Raw genomic sequence first — 18090 nt, 5'->3', positions numbered from 1 at the left:
TGGCGGCGTCGCCACGGGCCTCCCGTCCGCCTGCTGGTCGCGGCTACTCGGCCTTCATCTTCTCGTAGATGGCCTTGCAGTCCGGGCAGACCGGGAACTTCTCCGGGTCGCGACCCGGGATCCACTTCTTGCCGCACAGCGCCTTGACCGGCTTGCCGGACAGGGCCGATTGCAGGATCTTGTCCTTCTTGACGTAGTGCGAGAACCGCTCGTGGTCACCGGGTTCGATCGCTTCGTCTTCGAGGAGCTTCTCGAGCTCCCGGTCCATCACGTCGAGGCCGCCGCCTGGTTCCGTCATGCTCATGGGTCCAGGGTACGACGGTCCGCCCTCGGGCGCGCCGCTCGTCCGCGCTGGGCGATCGTCGCGCGGAGTCGCTCGGTGCTCGGAGTTGCTAGTTGCGCTGTGCCGCGGCGAGCAGGTCGGGGCCGCGGCGGTCGAACAGGCGTCCGCCGGCGGAGACACCGATCACGAGCACGACGGCACCGACCCCGATGCCCACCAGGAGCGTCAGCACCGACCAGGGCTCCGGACCCTGCACGACGGCCAGCACCGCGAGGCAGGCTGCGGGGACCGTGCAGAGCACGATGCCGATCACCATGGACGCCTGCGCGACCGTGGCGGTGACGCCGGCGGCCTGGGGCTGCTGGAAGGGGTGGTCGCCCGGGCGCACCGTCGGGTAGGGCATGAGCACGGACAGGACGCTCGACAACCCGAGCCCGGACAACAGCGCGCTCGCACTCACGCCGATGAGCAGCGGGAACGCGGCCCAGTCTCCGAACAGCCGGGCGGACAGCGCGGCCCCGGCGACGATCGCGGGCGCCCCCACGACCAGCACGGGCACGACACGACCGAGCCGGTCGCTCCACCCGGGCGCACCCGAGGCGACGTGCAGCCACACGGCGGTGTTGTCGTACGAGACGTCGTTGTGCGGCAGGAACCCGGCGATCAGGGCCATCAGCGGCAGCGGCACGAGCGCGGTCCACTGCCACGGCACCCCGGCGACACCGAGCGGGATGACCACGATCGGCACGAGCAGGATGATCAGGTACGACGTGCGGTACCGCGGATCACGCACCCAGTAGGTGAGCGCCCGGGCGGCGACGGCCGACACCGGGGCCGAACCGAACCGGTCGAACCAGCCCAGGCCCTGGTAGCGGCGGGTGCGGGCGCGGTCGTCAACGGTCTCGAGCGCACGGCCGACGAGTGCCCACCACGCCCAGGCGAGGAGCGCGACGACGGCGACCGCGACGAGGAGCTTCAGGACACCGGCGCCGACGTGGCCGCTCGCGACCTCGGCGGGCACGGCCCACGCGGCACCCCACGGGGTCCACCCGGCGACGTCCGCCACGCGCTGCATCTCGGCGCCCTGCGGGTCGAGCCAGTCGACGCGCAGCAGCAGCGCCACCGTCGGGATCGAGAGCGCGATGATGACCAGGGCCACCAGCCACCCGGCGTCGCGGGAGCGGTCCGGCCCGATCAGCCGGGAGCCGACGGTGCAGCAGACCCGGATGAGGAGCGCGCACGTGGCGACGCCGAGCAGCCCGCCGAGCACCGCGAGCAGCCCGAGACCGGGGTCGCGAGCCCAGGCGACGACCTGGCCGACCGCGACGACGACCACACCGATCACCGGGATGCCGACGAGGCCGGCGACGACGAGTCCGATCGCCAGGCGACGGCGCTCGATGCCGAACACCGCGAAGCGCCGCGGGTGGAGCTGGTCACTCCGGCCGACGACGAGCGGCACGACCGTGAACCCGAAGGTGATCAGGGTGCCGACGGGCACGATGACGGCACGTGCGACGTCCGGGTCGGCGTCACCGAGGGCGATGGTCTGCGACGCGACGAACACGGCGGCGAGGAGCCCGGCGAGGCTCCCGAGCACGACGGCGACGGACCGGCGGGCGGTGCCGCGGACCTCGCCCGCGAGCAGGTCCGCCCTCAGCCTGAGAAGCTGTGCAACCATTCCATGCTCTCCGCGACGACACGACCGCCGGCGAGTTCGACGAACTTGTCCTCGAGGCTCTTGCGCCCGCGGACCTGGGCCATGGTGCCGGACGCCAGGACCTTGCCGCCGACGATGATGGCGACCGAGTCACAGGTGCGCTGCACGAGCTCCATCGAGTGGCTGGACAGCACGACCGTGCCGCCACCCCGGGTGTACCGGCGCAGGATGTCCGTGATCGTCGCCGCACTCACCGGGTCGACCGACTCGAACGGTTCGTCGAGCACGAGCACCCGCGGCGAGTGGATCAGGGTCGCGGCCAGGGCGATCTTCTTCGCCATGCCGACGGAGTAGTCGGCGACCTGGCGGCCGAGCGCCTCGCCCAGCCCGAAGGCCTCGGCGAGGTCGGCACTGCGCTTCCGGGCGGTGGCACCGTCGAGCCCACGGAGCGTGGCCGAGTAGTAGAGGAGCTGCGCACCGGTCAGCCGGTCGAACAGGCGGAGCCGGTCCGGCAGCACACCGAGACTGCGCTTCGCCGCCGTCGGGTCGGCCCAGACGTCGTGGTCGAGCACCGTCACCGAGCCGGCGTCGGGGCGCAGGAGTCCGGTGATCATGGAGAGGGTCGTCGTCTTGCCGGCGCCGTTCGGGCCGACCACGCCGAAGATGGAGCCCTGCCGGATCTCGAGGTCGACCTCGTCGACGGCCAGGGTCTGCCCGTACCGCTTGACCAGGCCGCTCGCTGCGAGCACGACGGGCTGGAGCGTCTGCGGCTGCTTCGGGGCGGCGGTGCGGGGCGCACGCTTCTTCGCCGCGGGCGCGGCGGTGCTCGCCCGGTCCGCGACGTCCGTCGCGTCGTCCGCGTCGGTCGGGACGGGAGGCGCGGCGTCGGTCCGCGGGGCGGCCTTCGTCGGGCGCTTGGTGCGTCCCTTGCCGTTGCGCGCCTTCGCGGGGCGGGGCGCTGCGGCCGTCGTGTCGTCGGTGCGGTTGTCCGTCGTCGCGTCGTCGGTGCGGGTCTCGGTCGTCGCGTCGGTGCCCGTCGTCGCGTCGGTGCCGGTCGTCGCGTCGTCCGGGTGGGTCGCCGTCGTCGCGTCGGTGCGGACGGCCGTCCCATCGGTCATCGCGTCATCAGTGGCGGCGTCGTCCGCATCAGTGTCCCCCGTGTCGTCGTCGGCTGCGTCGTCCTCAGCAGCCGCGGCGGTGTCCGCGTCGTCGGCGTCCCCCGCCTCGGTCATCCAGGCAGCGTCGGCCGTGGCGTACACGTCCTCGTTCTCTGCTCGCGCTGGCATCGACCCACCGTACCAACGCTCTCCGATCGTCGGGAACCGTCTCGGCCAGGGTCACGAATTGAGTACGAAGCACGCAGACCCGTACCCCGCGAGGGGGTGTTTCCGTATCATTCACCAGGGCACGAAGGAGTGTTCACCACTTGGAAACCTGCTCCAGCAGGCGATCCCGGCAGCCTCCTCGCTGCGACGACCACGTCGACGCGACCGGTTCTCGGGCAACTCGGACGTTGGAAGCGCAGACTCGACGAGGCCCGCCCGTACCCCAGGGTGCGCGGGCGGACACCAGAAGGGACCAGCATGACCACGCAGATCGTGATCCTCGCAGCGGGGATGGGCAGCCGTCTCGGCCGCAGCCTGCCGAAGCCGCTCACGGAGCTCAGTGACGGCCGCACCATCATGCAGCAGCAGTTCGACAACATCCGCGCCGCGTTCGGTTCGAGCGCCCGCGTGACGATCGTCGTCGGCTACAAGTCGGAGCACATCGTCGAAGCGTTCCCCGAAGCGAACTTCGTCTACAACGAGTCCTACGACTCCACCAACACCTCGAAGAGCCTGCTGCGTGCCCTCAAGGCCACCGGCAAGAGCGGTGTCCTCTGGATGAACGGCGACGTGGTCTTCGACCCGATGGCGCTCGTCCGTGCGGCCGACATGATCGACGAGGGCCGTTCCTTCGTCAGCGTCAACACCGACAAGGTCTCCGACGAAGAGGTCAAGTACACCGTCGACGCCGAGGGCTTCATCCACAAGCTCTCCAAGCAGGTCGTCGGGGGTCTCGGCGAAGCCGTCGGCATCAACTACGTCTCCGCCGCCGACAAGCAGGCCCTCATCCGCCAGCTCGGGCGCGTCGACGACCAGGAGTACTTCGAGGGCGGCATCGAGGCTGCCATCGCCGAGGACGGGCTACGCTGGACGCCGATCGACATCTCCGACCTGTACGCGGTCGAGATCGACTTCGCCGAGGACCTCGAGCGCGCGAACAACCTGTTCGCCTGAACCACCGTCAGGACCCCCTCGGCGGTTCCGCCCGGAGGGAAACCGTGACCACAGCGAGTGCGCCGACCGCGCCCGTGGCTCCCGCACCCGCGAAGGCCCGGAGCGCCGGTCGGCGCTATCGTCAGGCCCTGTGGTTGCTGACCGTCCGCGACCTCCGGGTCCGCTACTCGACGTCGGCGCTCGGCTACGTGTGGTCGATCCTCGACCCGCTCGTGATGTCGGGGATCTACTGGTTCGTCTTCACGCAGGTCTTCCACCGCGGCTCGGTCGGTGAGGATCCGTACATCGTGTTCCTGCTGTCCGCGCTGCTGCCGTGGATGTGGTTCACCGGCGGCGTCTCGGACTCCACCCGGGCGTTCATCAAGGAATCGAAGCTCATCCGCTCGACCACCATCCCCCGCACCATCTGGGTGGCACGGATCATCGCGTCGAAGGGCATCGAGTTCCTGCTGAGCCTGCCGGTCCTGGCGGCCTTCGCGATCGCGACGGGTGCCCACCTGCACTGGCAGGTCGTGTTCTTCCCGCTGGCGATCGTGCTGCAGTGCGCGCTGGTCTACGGCCTGGGCCTCATCGTCGCCCCGCTGGTGGTCTTCTTCCGTGACCTCGAGCGCGCCACCAAGCTCGTGCTGCGGTTCCTGTTCTACGCGTCCCCGATCATCTACGGCACGCACGCGCTGCCCTCCGCCCTGCGCGACATCGCCGCGATCAACCCGCTCACCGGCATCTTCGGCATGTACCGCGCGGCGTTCTTCCCCGGCCAGCTCGACTGGCTCGAGGTCGGCGCCTCGGTGGTCGTGACCGGCATCGTCCTGGTGATCGGGTTCGCGGTGTTCCGCCGCAGCGAGCACCGCGTGCTGAAGGAGCTGTGATGACCGCGACCGACCAGACCCGTCGCACCGAGACCGTCGCACCGGTCATCTCGGTGCGCGACGCCGGCATCTGCTTCAAGCGCAACCGTCGCGCGAGCCGGAACTTCAAGGACCTGTTCGCCGGACGCGGGCGCCGCAAGCGTGCCGATGAGTTCTGGGCGCTCCGCAACGTGTCGTTCGACGTCCGCCCGGGCGAGGCGATCGGCGTCGTGGGGCGGAACGGGCAGGGCAAGTCGACCCTGCTGAAGCTCGTGGCCCAGGTCATGCTGCCCGACGAGGGCCGCGTCGACGTGGGTGCCGGCGTCGCCCCGCTCATCGAGATCACCGGTGGCTTCGTCGGGGACCTCACGGTGCGCGACAACGTGTACCTGACGGCGGGTCTGCACGGCATGTCGCGGGCCGAGATCCGCGACGCCTTCGACGAGATCATCGACTTCGCCGAGATCGCCGACTTCGTGGACACCCCCTACAAGCACCTGTCGAGCGGCATGAAGGTCCGTATCGCGTTCGCGGTGATCTCGCGGCTCGACGAACCGGTCATCCTGGTCGACGAGGTGCTGGCGGTGGGCGACAAGGCCTTCCGCGAGAAGTGCTACAAGCGGATCGAGCAGCTCCTGGCCGGCGGCCGGACGCTGTTCTTCGTCTCCCACAGCGACAAGGACCTCCGTCGTTTCTGCGACCGGGGGCTCTACCTCGACAAGGGGCGTCTGCAGCTCGACGGCACCATCGAGGCCGCGCTGGCCCGGTACGCAGCCGACTACGGCTCCTGACCGGCCGGGGTACTCCCCCTGCACCAACACCGGTATCGCTGGCTCCCTCCACAGCCCCGGTCCTCGTGAGCGCCCCCGGGGTCCCGCCGTCGGACCCTCCCCCTAACGTTCCACCCATGCACCACGCACCAACCGCGTACGCCGTCCCGTTCGCCGTCGACCGATCGCACGCACCGCGTCGGTACGACCTCGTCAACACCGGCCACGAGCCGGTCGACGGGCTCTCCCTCACCCATCTGGGCAACGGCTACTGCCCGCCGCTCGCGGTGCGCCGCCTCGATCCGGGCAGGTCGTTGTCGCTGGCGGTGTTCGGCGCCGACCCCGAGGACACGGGGGTCGTCATCGTGCGGTGGCGTCGGCCCGACCGGTCCGAGTACCTCTGGCGGATGTCACTCGTCGGGCCGGGGCTCCAGCCGTGACCCTGCGCCGACCTGCTCCACGGAGCACCCGGGGTGACGACCGGCCGTCAGCGCCCGTCGCGTTCGGCCGCGACGGTCCGCCACCGCTCGAGCAGCCACTCCACGGCCTCGTGGAACCGCTCCGTGGCGGCACCCGGGGTCGTGTCGCCGAAGTACCGCGCGACCCAGTGCTGCAGGCGCGCGAGCTCCTCGGCGTCGCTCGCGGCCGCGTCGACACGGGCGAGCACCGACGGGGCGTCGGCCGCGGTCAGCCAGTTCGCGTCGCTCAGGTAGCCCCGCTCGTCGACGTCGGCCTCGGGCGAGACCGGCCGCGTGACGATGAGCGGCTTGCCGACCGCCAGCCGGTCGTAGATCATCGCGCTGATGTCCGTGATCGCGACGTCAGCGTCCGCCAGCTGCCAGCCGAGGTCACCGCCGTCGTCGTACAGGTGGTGCGCGGCGGGGTCGGCGGCGTTGGCCGCGCTGATCGCCGCCACGATCCGCTCGTGCGCCGCGCGGTACGCCGGGTCGAGCACACCGCTGCGCGGGTGCGGGCGGTAGACCAGACGGTGGCGGGGCGACGCCAGCACCTGCTCGGCGATGACCGTGCCGTGCGACGCGATCGACCCGTACGCTGCGGCACCGCGGTCGCCCTCCCACGTCGGGGCGTAGAGCACGACGGTCCGGTCGTCGTCCGGGTACGGGGCCGCTCCGGCGAAGTGGTCGGCCTGCGGGCGTCCGATCGCGATGGTCCGGGCGTCCAGGTCGTAGTCCCACAGCGCCTCGGCCAGCCGATCGCGTGCTGCATCCCCCGCGATCAGGGCGTAGTCGTACGCCTTGAACTGGTTCGTGGTCATGTACATCTTGTCGCTCTCGCCGTGGTTGACGAAGACGTGCCACATCCGCCCGTACCGCATCATCTGGAAGTTGCGGGCGTTCTGGTTGACGTACAGCACCACCTTCGGCGCCTGGGTGTCGACGAAGTGCTCGAGGTCGACCACCTGCCGGGCGTAGACCGCGGGCACGGGCGACTCGTCGAGCAGGGTCAGCATGGTGCCCGGGCTCCGCGAGACGATCGCCACCGGGTGCGTCTTCGCGAGTTCGGCCAGCGGCGCGTACCACTGGCGCACCTGGTACATGTTGACCGGACCGTCGGCGAAGTACACGGCGATCTCGACCGAACCGGGCATCGGCTTCGGCGCGGACGGCAGTCGCTGTGCGAGCTGCCGCCGGCTCCGGCGCGATGTGAGGAGTCGCTCGACGAGCCGCAGTGCGGTCCGCAGGTCGCTGATGATCGACATGGTCGTTCTCCGGGTCTGCTCGGGCGGTACGGGGCGGGCGGGTCAGACGACCGGCGGCCGCCCTGCGATGGTCATCCGTGCGACTGTGAGCCAGCCCATCGGGCGGACCGGACCGCAGTCGGTCGTCCATCCTTCACGGATCCCACCGAACCAGGTGGCCAGTCGGCGGGGGTGACGCCACCAGCGCGCGATCTGGATCGCGGCCCACGACCCCACGTACAGCGGTCGCAGCACCGTCGGCAGGTTGCGCCGAGCGAGCCACACCCGGTTCCGGGCGTTCAACCGGTAGTACTCGGTGTGCCGCGCCGGGTCGATCGCGGGGTGGTGCGCGACGAGGTCCCCGGCGTACCAGGTCCGACGGCCGGCGTCCCAGACCCGCCAGGCGAGTTCGATGCCCTCGTGAGCGTAGAAGTACTCGGCACCCCAGCCGCCGACGGCCCGGTACACGTCCATCGGCAGCACGACGGCGCCTTCCCAGACCGAGAAGACCGGCGACGAGTGGTCCGGCTCGCCCTTCCGGATCCGCGGCACCCACCGGCGGGGGTTCGCGGCGCCGGTGGGGTCGACGACCCGTGGCTGCACGAGGCCGAGCGACGGATCGTGCTCGAACACCGCGATCGCGTCGCGCAGGAACGTCGGCGACGGCACCGACGCATCGTCGTCGAGGAAGAACACGTAGTCGCCGTCGACGACCTCGGCCCCGGCGTTGCGCCCGGCCGGGATCCCGACGTTCTCGGGCAGGGCCAGCGCCCGAACGCCGTCCGGCAGTCCGGTCGGCGCCCAGCCGTTGCCGACGCAGACGACGTCGAGCTCGACGTCCTGCTGCGCGAGCACGCTGTCCAGCCCGCGGCGCAGGTCGTCCGGCCGGGTGCCCTGCGACAGGCTCACGACGGCGACGCGCGGTCGTCCGCGGTGCACCACCGCGTGGCGGCGCAGCGTTCCGGGCACGGTCGTGTCCTCGGTCACGCCTTGACCCGCTTCGAGGCGATGATCGCCAGGAAGTGCCCGGCCGTCGCGAGCACCGCGAGCGGCAAGAGCGCACCGACCAGGATCCGGCTGGCGAGCGGGTCGCCGATCACCAGGGCGAGCAGGGCGAAGACGAACGCGAGCATGCTCAGCTCGACCGAGTGGTACAGGCGGTGGAACGGCAGGAACTTCGCGAGACGGCGGAGCGAGGCGAGCTTCCGACCCGACGGCGCGGTGGAGGCGTCCCGCCGGTCGACGAGCTTGTCGAGGCCGGCGTTCGCGCGGGCCACGTGCACCATGTCGTTGAGGGCCTTGTTCAGCACGATGACCAGGCCGAGTGCGCAGCCGATCGTGGTCCACATCCAGTCGGCGTCGTGGATCGGCCAGGTGGCTGCCCGGATGCCGAGCGCGACCGGGATCAGGCCCTCGGTCGTGTAGTGCCCCACCTTGTCGAGGAACACCCCGGCGGGCGACTTGGTGCCGCGCCACCGGGCGACCTCGCCGTCGGAGCAGTCGACGAGCATCTGCAGCTGGCCGAGCACGAGCGCCAGCGCGGCGCCCCAGATGCCGGGGATGAGCAGGGCGGCGGCGACGCTCCAGCCCACCAGGATCATCAGACCGGTGACCTGGTTCGCGCTGACGCGGGTCTTCAGGAGCACCCAGGTCAGGTACGGCGAGACGTCGCGCAGGTACAGCGAGGCCGTCCAGTGCTCGGCATTGGCGCGGGCACGGACCTCGTCCGGCTGGGCGACGGCCCGGAGCTCGGCGATCGAGGTCGGCCGTGCGGATCCGCGGCCGGTCGTGGGCTGGTCGGTCATTCGGTCACCGTCCCGTGTGGGTGGTCAGCTCGGACGTGCGGGTCAGGAACCCGATGATGAACCCGAGCCCCCAGCCCACGTGGATGCAGGGCAGCACGACGAGCAGCCAGAGGAGCGTCGGCAGCCCGGAGCGGCGCGCCACGGCGATCGACCCCAGGACGACGAAGAGCAGGTAGACGACGGGCACCACGAACCCGAGCAGCGCCCAGGCGAGCGGGGTGCCGAGCACGGCGCCGACGATGCCGACGAGCCCGGCGACGATGCCCAGCGCCATCGCCGCCACCATGGCCGGCGGCACGAAGTAGCGCAGGCCGTTGTTCGCCGGGAACCGACGGGCGAGCTCGCCGCGCCAGAGCCCGGTGGCGACGAACTGGCGCACCAGGCGCTTCAGGCTCGGCCGCGGGCGGTACGTGACGACGAGTTCGGGCGTGAACCAGACGGTCCCACCGGTCTGGCGCAGCCGCCGGTTGAGTTCCCAGTCCTGTCCGCGCTTGATGCCCTCGTCGAAGAGTCCGACGTCGAACAGCCGCTCGCGTCGGAACACACCGAGGTAGGCGGTCTCGGCCGGGCCCGCGGTGCCGCCGACGTGGTGCGGCGTGCCACCGAGCCCGACACGGCTGCCGTACGCCAGGGCGACGGCCCGCTCGAAGGGGGTCCGGCCCTCTGCGCGCATGATGCCGCCGACGTTGTCCGCTCCGGACTCGAGGAGCGTGTGCACCGCGATCCGCGTGTAGTCGGTCGGCAGGACCGAGTGCGCGTCGACCCGGATGACGACGGGGTGCACGGACGCACGGATCGCGACGTTCAGCCCGGCGGGCGTCGACCCGACGGGGTTGTCGATCGCGCGGATCCGGGGGTCGGCAGCGCTCATCTCGGCGACGAGCTCGTTCGTGCCGTCGATCGACGGCCCGAGCGCGAGGATGACCTCGAACGGGCCCGTGTAGTCCTGGTCGAGCAGGCTGCCGACGGCGGCCCGGACCTCGGTGACCTCGTTGAGCACGGGCATCACGTACGAGACGCCCGGCAGGGGCTGTCCGTCTGACTGCATGCGTACCTCGGGGTGCTGGCTGGCGGCACGGGACGCACCGGGGCGGTGCCGCCCCGCAGAGCGACCATGAGCCTATCAAGAGGCCGAACCGCCCACCTGCGTCGGCGCGGGACGCGCCCCGTGACGGACTGGAGGCCCGGCGCACGTCGTGCCCCGGGCCTCCTGTCCGTCGTGTGGTGGCGTCAGCCCTTGCTGTCGAACGTCCCCAGCTTCACGTCGGCCTGGCGGGTCTGGCCGTCGCGGACGAAGCTGATCGTCGTCGAGGCGCCACCCGCGAAGAAGCGCACCTGCGCGGTCAGGTCGGTGGCGTCGGAGACCGACGCCGAACCGATCTTCGTGACGACGTCGCCCTTCTGCAGACCGGCCTTCGCCGCGGCACCGCCGTTGGACACCGACTTGATGAGGGCGCCGACCTGGGTGGCGCTGGCGTCCTCGGTGGCGTCGCCGACCGTCGCGCCGAGGAGACCGTGGGTCGCCGAGCCGTTGTCCTTGATCTCGTTCGCGACCCGCTTGACCAGGTTGGCCGGGATCGAGAAGCCGACGCCGATGCTGCCGGCGGCCGACTCCGACGACGACGAGCTGCCGGCCGAGGCGATCGCCACGTTGATGCCGATCAGTCGGCCCTTCGAATCGAGCAGCGCACCGCCGGAGTTGCCCGGGTTGATCGATGCGTCGGTCTGGATGACCGGGAGCGAGACGGTGGTGTTCGCGGACGAGCTGCTGCCGTTGTCCCCGTTGCCCCAGAAGTCGAAGGGACCCGAGCCGCCGTTGCCGCCCTCGTTCGAGTCGCCGCCCTCGCTGGGCGCGCTCGAGGTGACCTGGATGCTGCGGTTTAGCGTCGAGACGATGCCGTCGGTGACGGTGTTCGACAGGCCCAGGGGCGCGCCGATCGCGACCGCGGTGTCGCCCACGTTGAGCTTGGACGAGTCCGCGAACTCCATCGGCTTGAGGTCCGTCGCATCGATCTTGATGACCGCGAGGTCGACCGTCGGGTCGGTACCGATCAGCTTGCCCGCGTAGATCTTGCCGTTCGAGGTCGTGACGGTGATCCGGCCGTTCGAGCTGTCGCCGTCGAGGGTGACCACGTGGGTGTTCGTGACGATGTAGCCGTCCTTGCTCATCACCACGCCGGAACCGGTGCCGGCCTCGTTGCTCGCGGACACGTTGATCGTGACGACGGACGGGGTCGCCTGTGCCGCGACGGCCGTGACCACGGTGGCGGAGTCGTAGTCGTTGACGGTCAGGTTGCCGCCCTGCGACGAACCGGAGGACACCACGCTGCCACCGTCGTTGCCCGAGGAGACGGCCCAACCGGCACCGCCGCCGACCAGACCACCGGCGATGACCGCGGCGATGACCGGCAGGAGCAGCTTGCTGCGGCCCGAGCGGTCCTTGGTCGTCGTGGTCGCCGCGGCGCCCGAGGCGTCGTCGCTGAAGTAGTGACCGTTGCGCTGGTTCGCGCCGTCGACGTCACCGAAGCCGCTCGTGGCCGACTGCGGGGCCTGCGCGGACGCGTTCGCGTACTCGGAGGACGAGCTCGGAGCGGTCGAGGACGTCGGCTGGGCGTACTCGCCGTAGCGGGGGCGTTCGCCGCCCGGCTGGCCGTACTGGGACTGCTGGCCGTAGGGGTTCTGGGGCTGCTGGCCGTACTGGCTCTGCTGGCCGTAGGGGTTCTGGGGCTGCTGGCCGTACGGGTTCTGGGCCTGCGGCGTCTGCTGCCCGTACTGCGACTGCTGGCCGTACGGGTTCTGGCTCTGCTGGGGCTGCTGGCCGTACGGGTTCTGGCTCTGCGGCGACTGCTGGCCGTACGGCGACGTCTGCTGGCCGTAGCCGCCCTGCTGCGCACCCGAGGAGTCGCCCGAGACGGCGGGGTACGGCGCGGTGTAGCGGTCGGTCGGGTGGTCCGTCGACGACGGGATCACGTCCGTGTGGTCCGGGGTCGTCTCGTCGTTCTGGTTCTGGTTCTGGTTCTGGTTCGGGCGAGGGGTCTCGTCCGGCTGGTCGGAGTCGTTCGGCATCGACGTGTTCCCTCTCGTGGCCGCTGCTGCGGCGTCCTCACTGGCGGCAGGCGGAGCCGCATCGTCCGGACGGCGGTCGTCGCCCTGCCCGCTGGGCGTGGTGTCGGTCATGCTGGACGTGCTCCTTTCAAGCTCGTGCAGTCTGTCGCAAGCACCTGAGCGGTCCTTCTGGCGAGGCTGCGAGCCACCCCTGGCGATCTTATGCGTGCGCTGTACACGGTGGCCCGGTCCGCCGCGGGACGGACAGCTAGGTTGGGGTCCGTTCAGCGCGACACGTCGTCGCCCGCACGGGAGGGAACCACATGCGCCAGGCAGGACCGTGGCTGCGAGCCGCCGACGGAGCGATGCTGCTGGGACCGGACGGGGTCCCCGCACCGACGGTGTTCGCCGAGATGAGCGCCCTCGCCGCCAGCACCGGCGCGGTCAACCTGGGGCAGGGCTTCCCCGACGAGGACGGGCCGGCCGAGGTGCTCGAGGCCGCGGTGCAGGCGATCCGCGACGGCGTGAACCAGTACCCGCCGGGCCGGGGCACCCCTGACCTGCGGGCGGCGATCGCCGAGCACCAGCAGCGGTGGTACGGGCTCGAGGTGGACCCCGACCGCGAGGTCCTCGTCACCGCCGGTGCCACCGAGGGGCTGGCCGCCACGGTCCTCGCGCTGGTCGAACCCGGTGACGAGGTGATCACCTTCGAGCCGTTCTACGACGCCTACGGCGCGCTCATCCGGCTGGCCGGCGGGGTGCACGTCACAGTCCCGCTCACCGCGCCCGACTTCCTGCCCGACGAGCGCACGCTCCGCGCGGCCTTCACCGACCGCACCCGCGCCGTGCTCGTGAACACCCCGCACAACCCGACCGGCCGGGTCCTGCCCACCGAGGTGCTGCAGACGATCGTCGACCTGGCCACCGAGCGCGACGCGGTGATCATCACGGACGAGGTCTACGAACACCTGACGTTCGACGTCCCGCACACGCCCATCGCGACCCTGCCCGGCGCCGCCGAGCGGACGGTGTCGGTGTCGAGCGCGGGCAAGACCTTCAACACGACCGGGTGGAAGGTCGGCTGGCTCACCGCTCCCCCGGCACTCGTCGACGCGATCACGACGGTGAAGCAGTACCTGACCTTCGTGAACGGCGCGCCCTTCCAACCGGCCGTCGCCGTGGGACTCCGCCTGCCCGACGCGGTCTTCACCGGCATCGCCGCCGACCTGCGCGCGAAGCACGAACTGCTCGCCGACGGACTGACGGCGGCGGGCTTCGACGTGATGCGGCCCGACGGCGGGTACTTCGTGCTCGCCGACGCCGCGCCGCTCGGGTACGACGACGCCCGTGCGTTCTGCCTCGAACTGCCCGCGTTGGCCGGTGTCGCGGGCGTGCCGGTCTCGGCATTCGTCCGCCCGGACCGGGTCGCCGGCTACCGGTCCCTGGTGCGCTTCGCGTTCTGCAAGCGCCGGAGTGTCCTGGAGGACGCCGCCGCACGCCTGGCGACCCTCGGAGCGCGCCCCGGCGCCTGAGACGCGACCGCGTCGGGGACGCGACCGACGCGTCAGGGCTGCCCCGGGCCTCCAGGCAGGGGGCGCAGTGCGACGTCGTACCGCCGCAGCGACAGCGACGGGTTCACCCGCCGGACGGCGTCGGTGACGGTGGTGTCGATCGTGGCGGTGAGCGTGGTCGGCGAAGCGCCGGCCGAGGCGACCGCCACGCCCGACGGGTCGAGGACGACCGAGCCGCCGATCCCGATCGGCGGCGTCTGCCCGACCCCGACGACCCAGACGGTGTTCTCGATCGCGCGGGCGGTGAGGAGCGTGCGCCAGTGGTGCTCCTTGCCGGGGCCGCGCACCCACTCCGCCGGGAGGACGACGACGTCGGCCGCGCCGGTCTCGGGAGCGGCGAGCCGTCGCGTGACCTCGGGGAATCGCAGGTCGTAACAGGTCTCGAGCCCGACACGGACCCCGCCGAGGTCGAAGACCGGCAGCTGCTGCGGGTCGCCGGACTCGATGCGGTCCGACTCCCGCGAGCCGAAGGCGTCGTAGAGGTGGACCTTCCGGTACGTCGCCGCCAGGTCGCCCGACGGGAGCACCGCGACCAGGGTGTTCCGGAAGCGCTCCGGCGTGCCTGCCGACTCGGCGACCCCGACGACCAGGGCGATGCCCGTTTCGCGGGCGATGTCGCGCAGGCCGGAGACGAACGGACCGTCCAGGGGCTGCGCGGCCGCCACGAAGCGATCGTCGATGTCGGCGGTGAAGTACGAGGTGTACTCCGGCGTGATCAGGAGATCCGCGCCACGGGCCGCCGCGTCGACGGCGGCGGTGCGCACGGTGTCGAGGTTGGCGACGGGGTCGTTCACGGGGGCGAACTGCGCCGCCGCGATCGTGAGGGTGGCCATGGGGCGAGCGTACCCGGGGGCCTGCGGCGGGCGGGCCTGCGGCTGGGCGTCCTGCGCCGGGCGTCCTGCGCCGGGCGTCTCGCGTCTCGCGTCTCGCGTCGGGGACACGAAGAAGGCCCCGGTCCTGTTGGACCGGGGCCTTCATGTGACGCTTGGTTGCGGGGGCAGGATTTGAACCTACGACCTCTGGGTTATGAGCCCAGCGAGCTACCGAACTGCTCCACCCCGCGGCACGTTTAGAAGCCTACACGGGGCCGTGGCGGGACACAAATCGAGTGCCCCGCCACGGTGTGTCAGTTGCCGTTCTCGGCTGCCGTGGCGGCCTCGATCGCGTCCTGGAGGCGCTGGTCGGCTTCCGCCGCGGCGACCAGGTCGTTGTCGGCGTAGGCCTCCTGGCGGTCCTGCAGGGCTGCCTTGGCGTCGGCCAGGGCCTCCTGCAGGGCGTCGTTGTCGGTCGAGCCGGAACCCGTCGAGCCAGTCGATCCGGTCGATCCGGAGCCCGAGGAACCCGTGTCGGAACCGGACCCCGTGTCGGAGCCGGACCCGCTGTCGGAACCGGAACCGGAACCGCTGCCGCTCGCGCCGGAGTCGCCGGCCGCCGCGCCGGAGTCGCCGCCGAACAGCGAGTTCAGGGCTTCGTCGAGGGTGTCCTCGAACGCGATCTTGTCGCCGAAGGCCACGAGGACCTTCTGCAGCAGCGGGTACGAACCACTCGAGGTCGACTGGACGTAGACGGGCTGCACGTAGAGGAACCCACCGCCGACCGGGAGCGTGAGCAGGTTGCCCTGCTTCACGGTCGAGTTGCCCCGCTTCAGGATGTTGAGCTCCTGCGACACGGTCGAGTCACCGTTGAAGAGGCTCTGCACCTGTCCGGGGCCCGGGATGTTGTCGGTCTTCGGCATCGTCAACAGCGTGAGTTTGCCGTAACCCGACGCCTTCTCGCCCTTGCCGGCACCACCCGCGTCGGAGTTCACCGCCAGGTAGCCGGTCAGCACGTTGCGGTTGTTCGCCCCGGCCGACTGCTGCGGGATGTAGGTCGTGTACAGCGAGTACGCCGTCCCCTGCCCCGGCACCTTCATCGTCAGGTAGTACGGGTCTTGCAGGTTCGCCCTGTTGGCGGTCGTCGTCGTCTGCGCGCCGAGTGCGTTCGTCGACGTCGCCGCGGTGTCGGCGTCACTGTCCGACGTCGCCGTGCTGGTCGGTTCCTGCGGGGTGTTCCACGCATCGTCGCCCGAGTAGAACGAGTTGGCGTTGGTGACGTGGTACGTCCCGAGGATCGAGCGCTGCACCTTGAACAGGTCCGTCGGGTACCGCACGTGGTCGAGGAGCTCGGCGCTCATGCTCGACACCGGCTTCATCGACGTCGGGAAGATCTTCTGCCACGTCTTCAGGACCGGGTCCTTCGTGTCCCACGTGTACAGCGTCACCTTGCCCGTGTAGGCGTCGACGGTGGCCTTCACCGAGTTCCGGATGTAGTTCACCTGGTCGGTGCGGTACGTCGAGGACTCGGCGCCGGCGATGCTGTCCGACAGGCTCTGGCTCTGCGAGTACGGGTACGCGTCGCTCGTCGTGTAGCCGTCCACCACCCACTGGATGCGGTGGTCGACGATCGCCGGGTAGGCGTCGCTGTCGACGGTCAGGTACGGCGCCGCCTTCTGCACGCGGGTGATCGGGTCGCGGTCGTAGAGGATCTGCGAGTCCTTGTTCACCGCGTTCGAGAGCAGGATCTGCTCCGACTGGAACTTCGCGGCGTAGACGAGCCGGTTGAAGAAGTTGCCGAGGCTCGGACCGCCGTCGCCGGCGTAGGTGGTGGTCGCGTTGCCGCCGTTGTCGTCGTCGGAACCGGACGGGTAGTCGAGCTCCACGTCCTTCGTGCCCTTCGGCGCACCGACGATCGAGTAGGGCGGCGAGGTCTCACCGAAGTACACGCGCTGCTGGAAGTCACCCAGTGCACCGTTCGACGGGATGCCGGACTCGAGGAACACCGGCTTGCCGTCGCTCGCGCGCTGGTTGCCGTAGGCCGCGGTGACGCCGTAGCCGTGGGTGTAGACGAACGCCCGGTTGTACTGCGTGTTCGCGGCCGAGCTGAGCCCGGCGAGGTCGATGTCTCGCACGGCGATGACGGTGTCCTCGGTCTCGCCCTTGACGTCGTAGCGGTCGACGTCCAGCTCCTTCGGGAACTGGTAGTACTGCCGGTACTGCTGCAGCTGGCTGAACGTGTCGGAGACGATCTTCGGGTCGATGAGGCGGATGTTCGCCGTCGTCTGCGCGTCCTTCGCGAGCGCACCCGAGCTCGTCTCGGTCGTGGCGTCGTAGTTCTGTTCCTCGACGCCGGCGACACCGTAGGCGTCTCGCGTGGCCTTGATGTTCCGCTCGATGTAGGCGGACTCGAAGGTGCGCTCCGAGGGCTTCACCTGCAGACGCTGGACGACCCACGGGTAGATGCCGCCGACGACGATCGCGGCGACGAGCAGCAGGCCCGTGCCGACGATCGAGATGCGCCAGCGGCCGATGACCGCCGTGACGATGAAGAGCAGCGCGACGATCGCCGCGATGCCCGCCATGATCTCGCGGCCGGGGATGACCGCGTTGACGTCGGTGTACTGGGCACCGGTGATGAGCGAGTTCGACTTCGTCAGCGCCGCGTACTGGTCGAGCCAGAGGCTGACGGCCTGCAGCGCGATGTAGAGCGCCGCCGTGACCGCCAGCTGGATGCGCGCGGCACGGGAGATCCGGACCTCGCGACCACCGAAGCGGAGCGCACCGTAGAGGTAGCTCGCAGCGAGCGCGGCGAGGCCGGCGATGAGGACGACGGCCGACGAGTAGGCCACGATCGAGCGCCAGAACGGCAGCTCGAACACGTAGAACCCGATGTCCAGTCCGAACTGCGGGTCGGTCTTGCCGAACGGCGTGCGGTTGAAGTACTCGAGGACCATGCTCCAGCGGCCCGCGGTCGAGAGCCCGGCGAAGATGCCGAGGACCACGGGGATGCCGATCATCACGGCGCGCCGCAGCGGCTCGATGACCTGCTGGTAGCGGTCGAGCTGCGAGTTGAGCTTCGCGTAGACCGGCCGGAACCGGAACGCGAGCGCGATGCTCACGAAGACCGGGACCGCCATGCCGAGGAAGCCCGCCAGGAACATCAGGGTCCCGGCGATCCACCGGGTGGTGAGGACCTGCTGGAACCCGAGCTGCGCGAACCACGCGTAGTCGGTGTACAGGCTGGCGAAGATGAAGAAGGCGATCACCAGTGCGGCCAGCACGATGATCGTGACCACGATGGGGACCCGCGGCGAA

At 70.6% G+C, this 18090-nt stretch carries 15 protein-coding genes and 1 tRNA gene; 5 read left to right on the top strand and 11 right to left on the bottom strand.

The window, feature by feature from the left end:
- Positions 1–43 precede the first annotated feature (43 nt).
- The 3 genes from DEJ04_RS04205 to DEJ04_RS04195 all read right to left on the bottom strand — a co-directional run bounded on the left by DEJ04_RS04205 (position 44) and on the right by DEJ04_RS04195 (position 3229).
- Positions 44–304, bottom strand: coding sequence for a DUF3039 domain-containing protein (locus DEJ04_RS04205; protein WP_099051947.1), 261 nt, complete (start codon positions 302–304; stop codon positions 44–46).
- A gap of 88 nt (positions 305–392) precedes the next feature.
- Positions 393–1964, bottom strand: a complete 1572-nt coding sequence (locus DEJ04_RS04200) for an ABC transporter permease (RefSeq protein ID WP_110864468.1) — start codon at positions 1962–1964, stop codon at positions 393–395.
- Positions 1940–3229, bottom strand: a complete 1290-nt coding sequence (locus tag DEJ04_RS04195; protein WP_258371308.1) for an ABC transporter ATP-binding protein — start codon at positions 3227–3229, stop codon at positions 1940–1942. Before DEJ04_RS04195 ends, DEJ04_RS04200 begins: the two co-directional genes overlap by 25 nt.
- Positions 3230–3526: 297 nt before the next feature.
- Between DEJ04_RS04195 and DEJ04_RS04190 the strand changes: the two genes are divergently transcribed.
- From DEJ04_RS04190 to DEJ04_RS04175, 4 genes are all read left to right on the top strand, one after another.
- Positions 3527–4222, top strand: coding sequence for an NTP transferase domain-containing protein (locus DEJ04_RS04190; protein WP_017887019.1), 696 nt, complete (start codon positions 3527–3529; stop codon positions 4220–4222).
- Positions 4223–4266: 44 nt separating this feature from the next.
- On the top strand, positions 4267–5091 hold the full coding sequence (locus tag DEJ04_RS04185) for an ABC transporter permease (RefSeq protein WP_084741093.1): 825 nt from the start codon (positions 4267–4269) through the stop codon (positions 5089–5091).
- Positions 5091–5861, top strand: a complete 771-nt coding sequence (locus DEJ04_RS04180; RefSeq protein ID WP_071405446.1) for an ABC transporter ATP-binding protein — start codon at positions 5091–5093, stop codon at positions 5859–5861. The genes DEJ04_RS04185 and DEJ04_RS04180 overlap by 1 nt, the downstream gene beginning before the upstream one ends.
- 116 nt (positions 5862–5977) lie before the next feature.
- Positions 5978–6280 carry a hypothetical protein gene (locus DEJ04_RS04175; protein ID WP_111046330.1) on the top strand — a complete coding sequence of 101 codons (303 nt, stop codon included), beginning with the start codon at positions 5978–5980 and terminating at the stop codon, positions 6278–6280.
- A 47-nt stretch (positions 6281–6327) separates the two neighbouring features.
- Here DEJ04_RS04175 and DEJ04_RS04170 read toward each other — a convergent pair whose 3' ends face one another.
- The 5 genes from DEJ04_RS04170 to DEJ04_RS04150 all read right to left on the bottom strand — a co-directional run bounded on the left by DEJ04_RS04170 (position 6328) and on the right by DEJ04_RS04150 (position 12521).
- On the bottom strand, positions 6328–7560 hold the full coding sequence (locus tag DEJ04_RS04170; RefSeq protein WP_111046329.1) for a CDP-glycerol glycerophosphotransferase family protein: 1233 nt from the start codon (positions 7558–7560) through the stop codon (positions 6328–6330).
- A gap of 42 nt (positions 7561–7602) precedes the next feature.
- On the bottom strand, positions 7603–8478 hold the full coding sequence (locus DEJ04_RS04165) for a glycosyltransferase family 2 protein (RefSeq protein ID WP_111029647.1): 876 nt from the start codon (positions 8476–8478) through the stop codon (positions 7603–7605).
- A gap of 44 nt (positions 8479–8522) precedes the next feature.
- Positions 8523–9344: a CDP-alcohol phosphatidyltransferase family protein gene (locus tag DEJ04_RS04160; RefSeq protein WP_111038793.1), complete on the bottom strand. Its 822-nt coding sequence runs from the start codon at positions 9342–9344 to the stop codon at positions 8523–8525.
- 4 nt (positions 9345–9348) lie between these two features.
- Positions 9349–10392, bottom strand: coding sequence for a glycosyltransferase family 2 protein (locus tag DEJ04_RS04155; RefSeq protein ID WP_071405450.1), 1044 nt, complete (start codon positions 10390–10392; stop codon positions 9349–9351).
- Positions 10393–10574: 182 nt separating this feature from the next.
- Positions 10575–12521 (bottom strand): S1C family serine protease, encoded by a 1947-nt coding sequence (locus tag DEJ04_RS04150; protein ID WP_258371307.1) that lies wholly within the window; start codon positions 12519–12521, stop codon positions 10575–10577.
- A gap of 191 nt (positions 12522–12712) precedes the next feature.
- Here DEJ04_RS04150 and DEJ04_RS04145 point away from each other — a divergent pair, with 191 nt between their 5' ends.
- Entirely contained in the window at positions 12713–13921 is a 1209-nt protein-coding gene (locus DEJ04_RS04145) for an aminotransferase class I/II-fold pyridoxal phosphate-dependent enzyme (protein WP_111046328.1), read from the top strand.
- A 32-nt stretch (positions 13922–13953) separates the two neighbouring features.
- Here the strand turns inward: DEJ04_RS04145 and DEJ04_RS04140 are convergent, their stop codons facing one another.
- The 3 genes from DEJ04_RS04140 to DEJ04_RS04130 form a co-directional block, all read right to left on the bottom strand.
- A complete protein-coding gene (locus DEJ04_RS04140) occupies positions 13954–14793 on the bottom strand; it encodes a carbon-nitrogen hydrolase family protein (RefSeq protein WP_111046327.1) in 840 nt (279 codons plus the stop codon).
- Between the two features lie 153 nt (positions 14794–14946).
- Positions 14947–15023: transfer RNA gene (locus DEJ04_RS04135), tRNA-Met, on the bottom strand.
- A 63-nt stretch (positions 15024–15086) separates the two neighbouring features.
- Entirely contained in the window at positions 15087–18071 is a 2985-nt protein-coding gene (locus DEJ04_RS04130) for a UPF0182 family protein (protein WP_181437730.1), read from the bottom strand.
- Positions 18072–18090 lie beyond the last annotated feature (19 nt).

Origin of the sequence: Curtobacterium sp. MCLR17_044, assembly GCF_003234435.1 — a bacterium.
GTDB classification, from domain to species: domain Bacteria; phylum Actinomycetota; class Actinomycetes; order Actinomycetales; family Microbacteriaceae; genus Curtobacterium; species Curtobacterium flaccumfaciens.
Note: the sequence above shows the minus strand (reverse complement) of the source record. Positions and strands in the feature narration are given on the sequence as shown.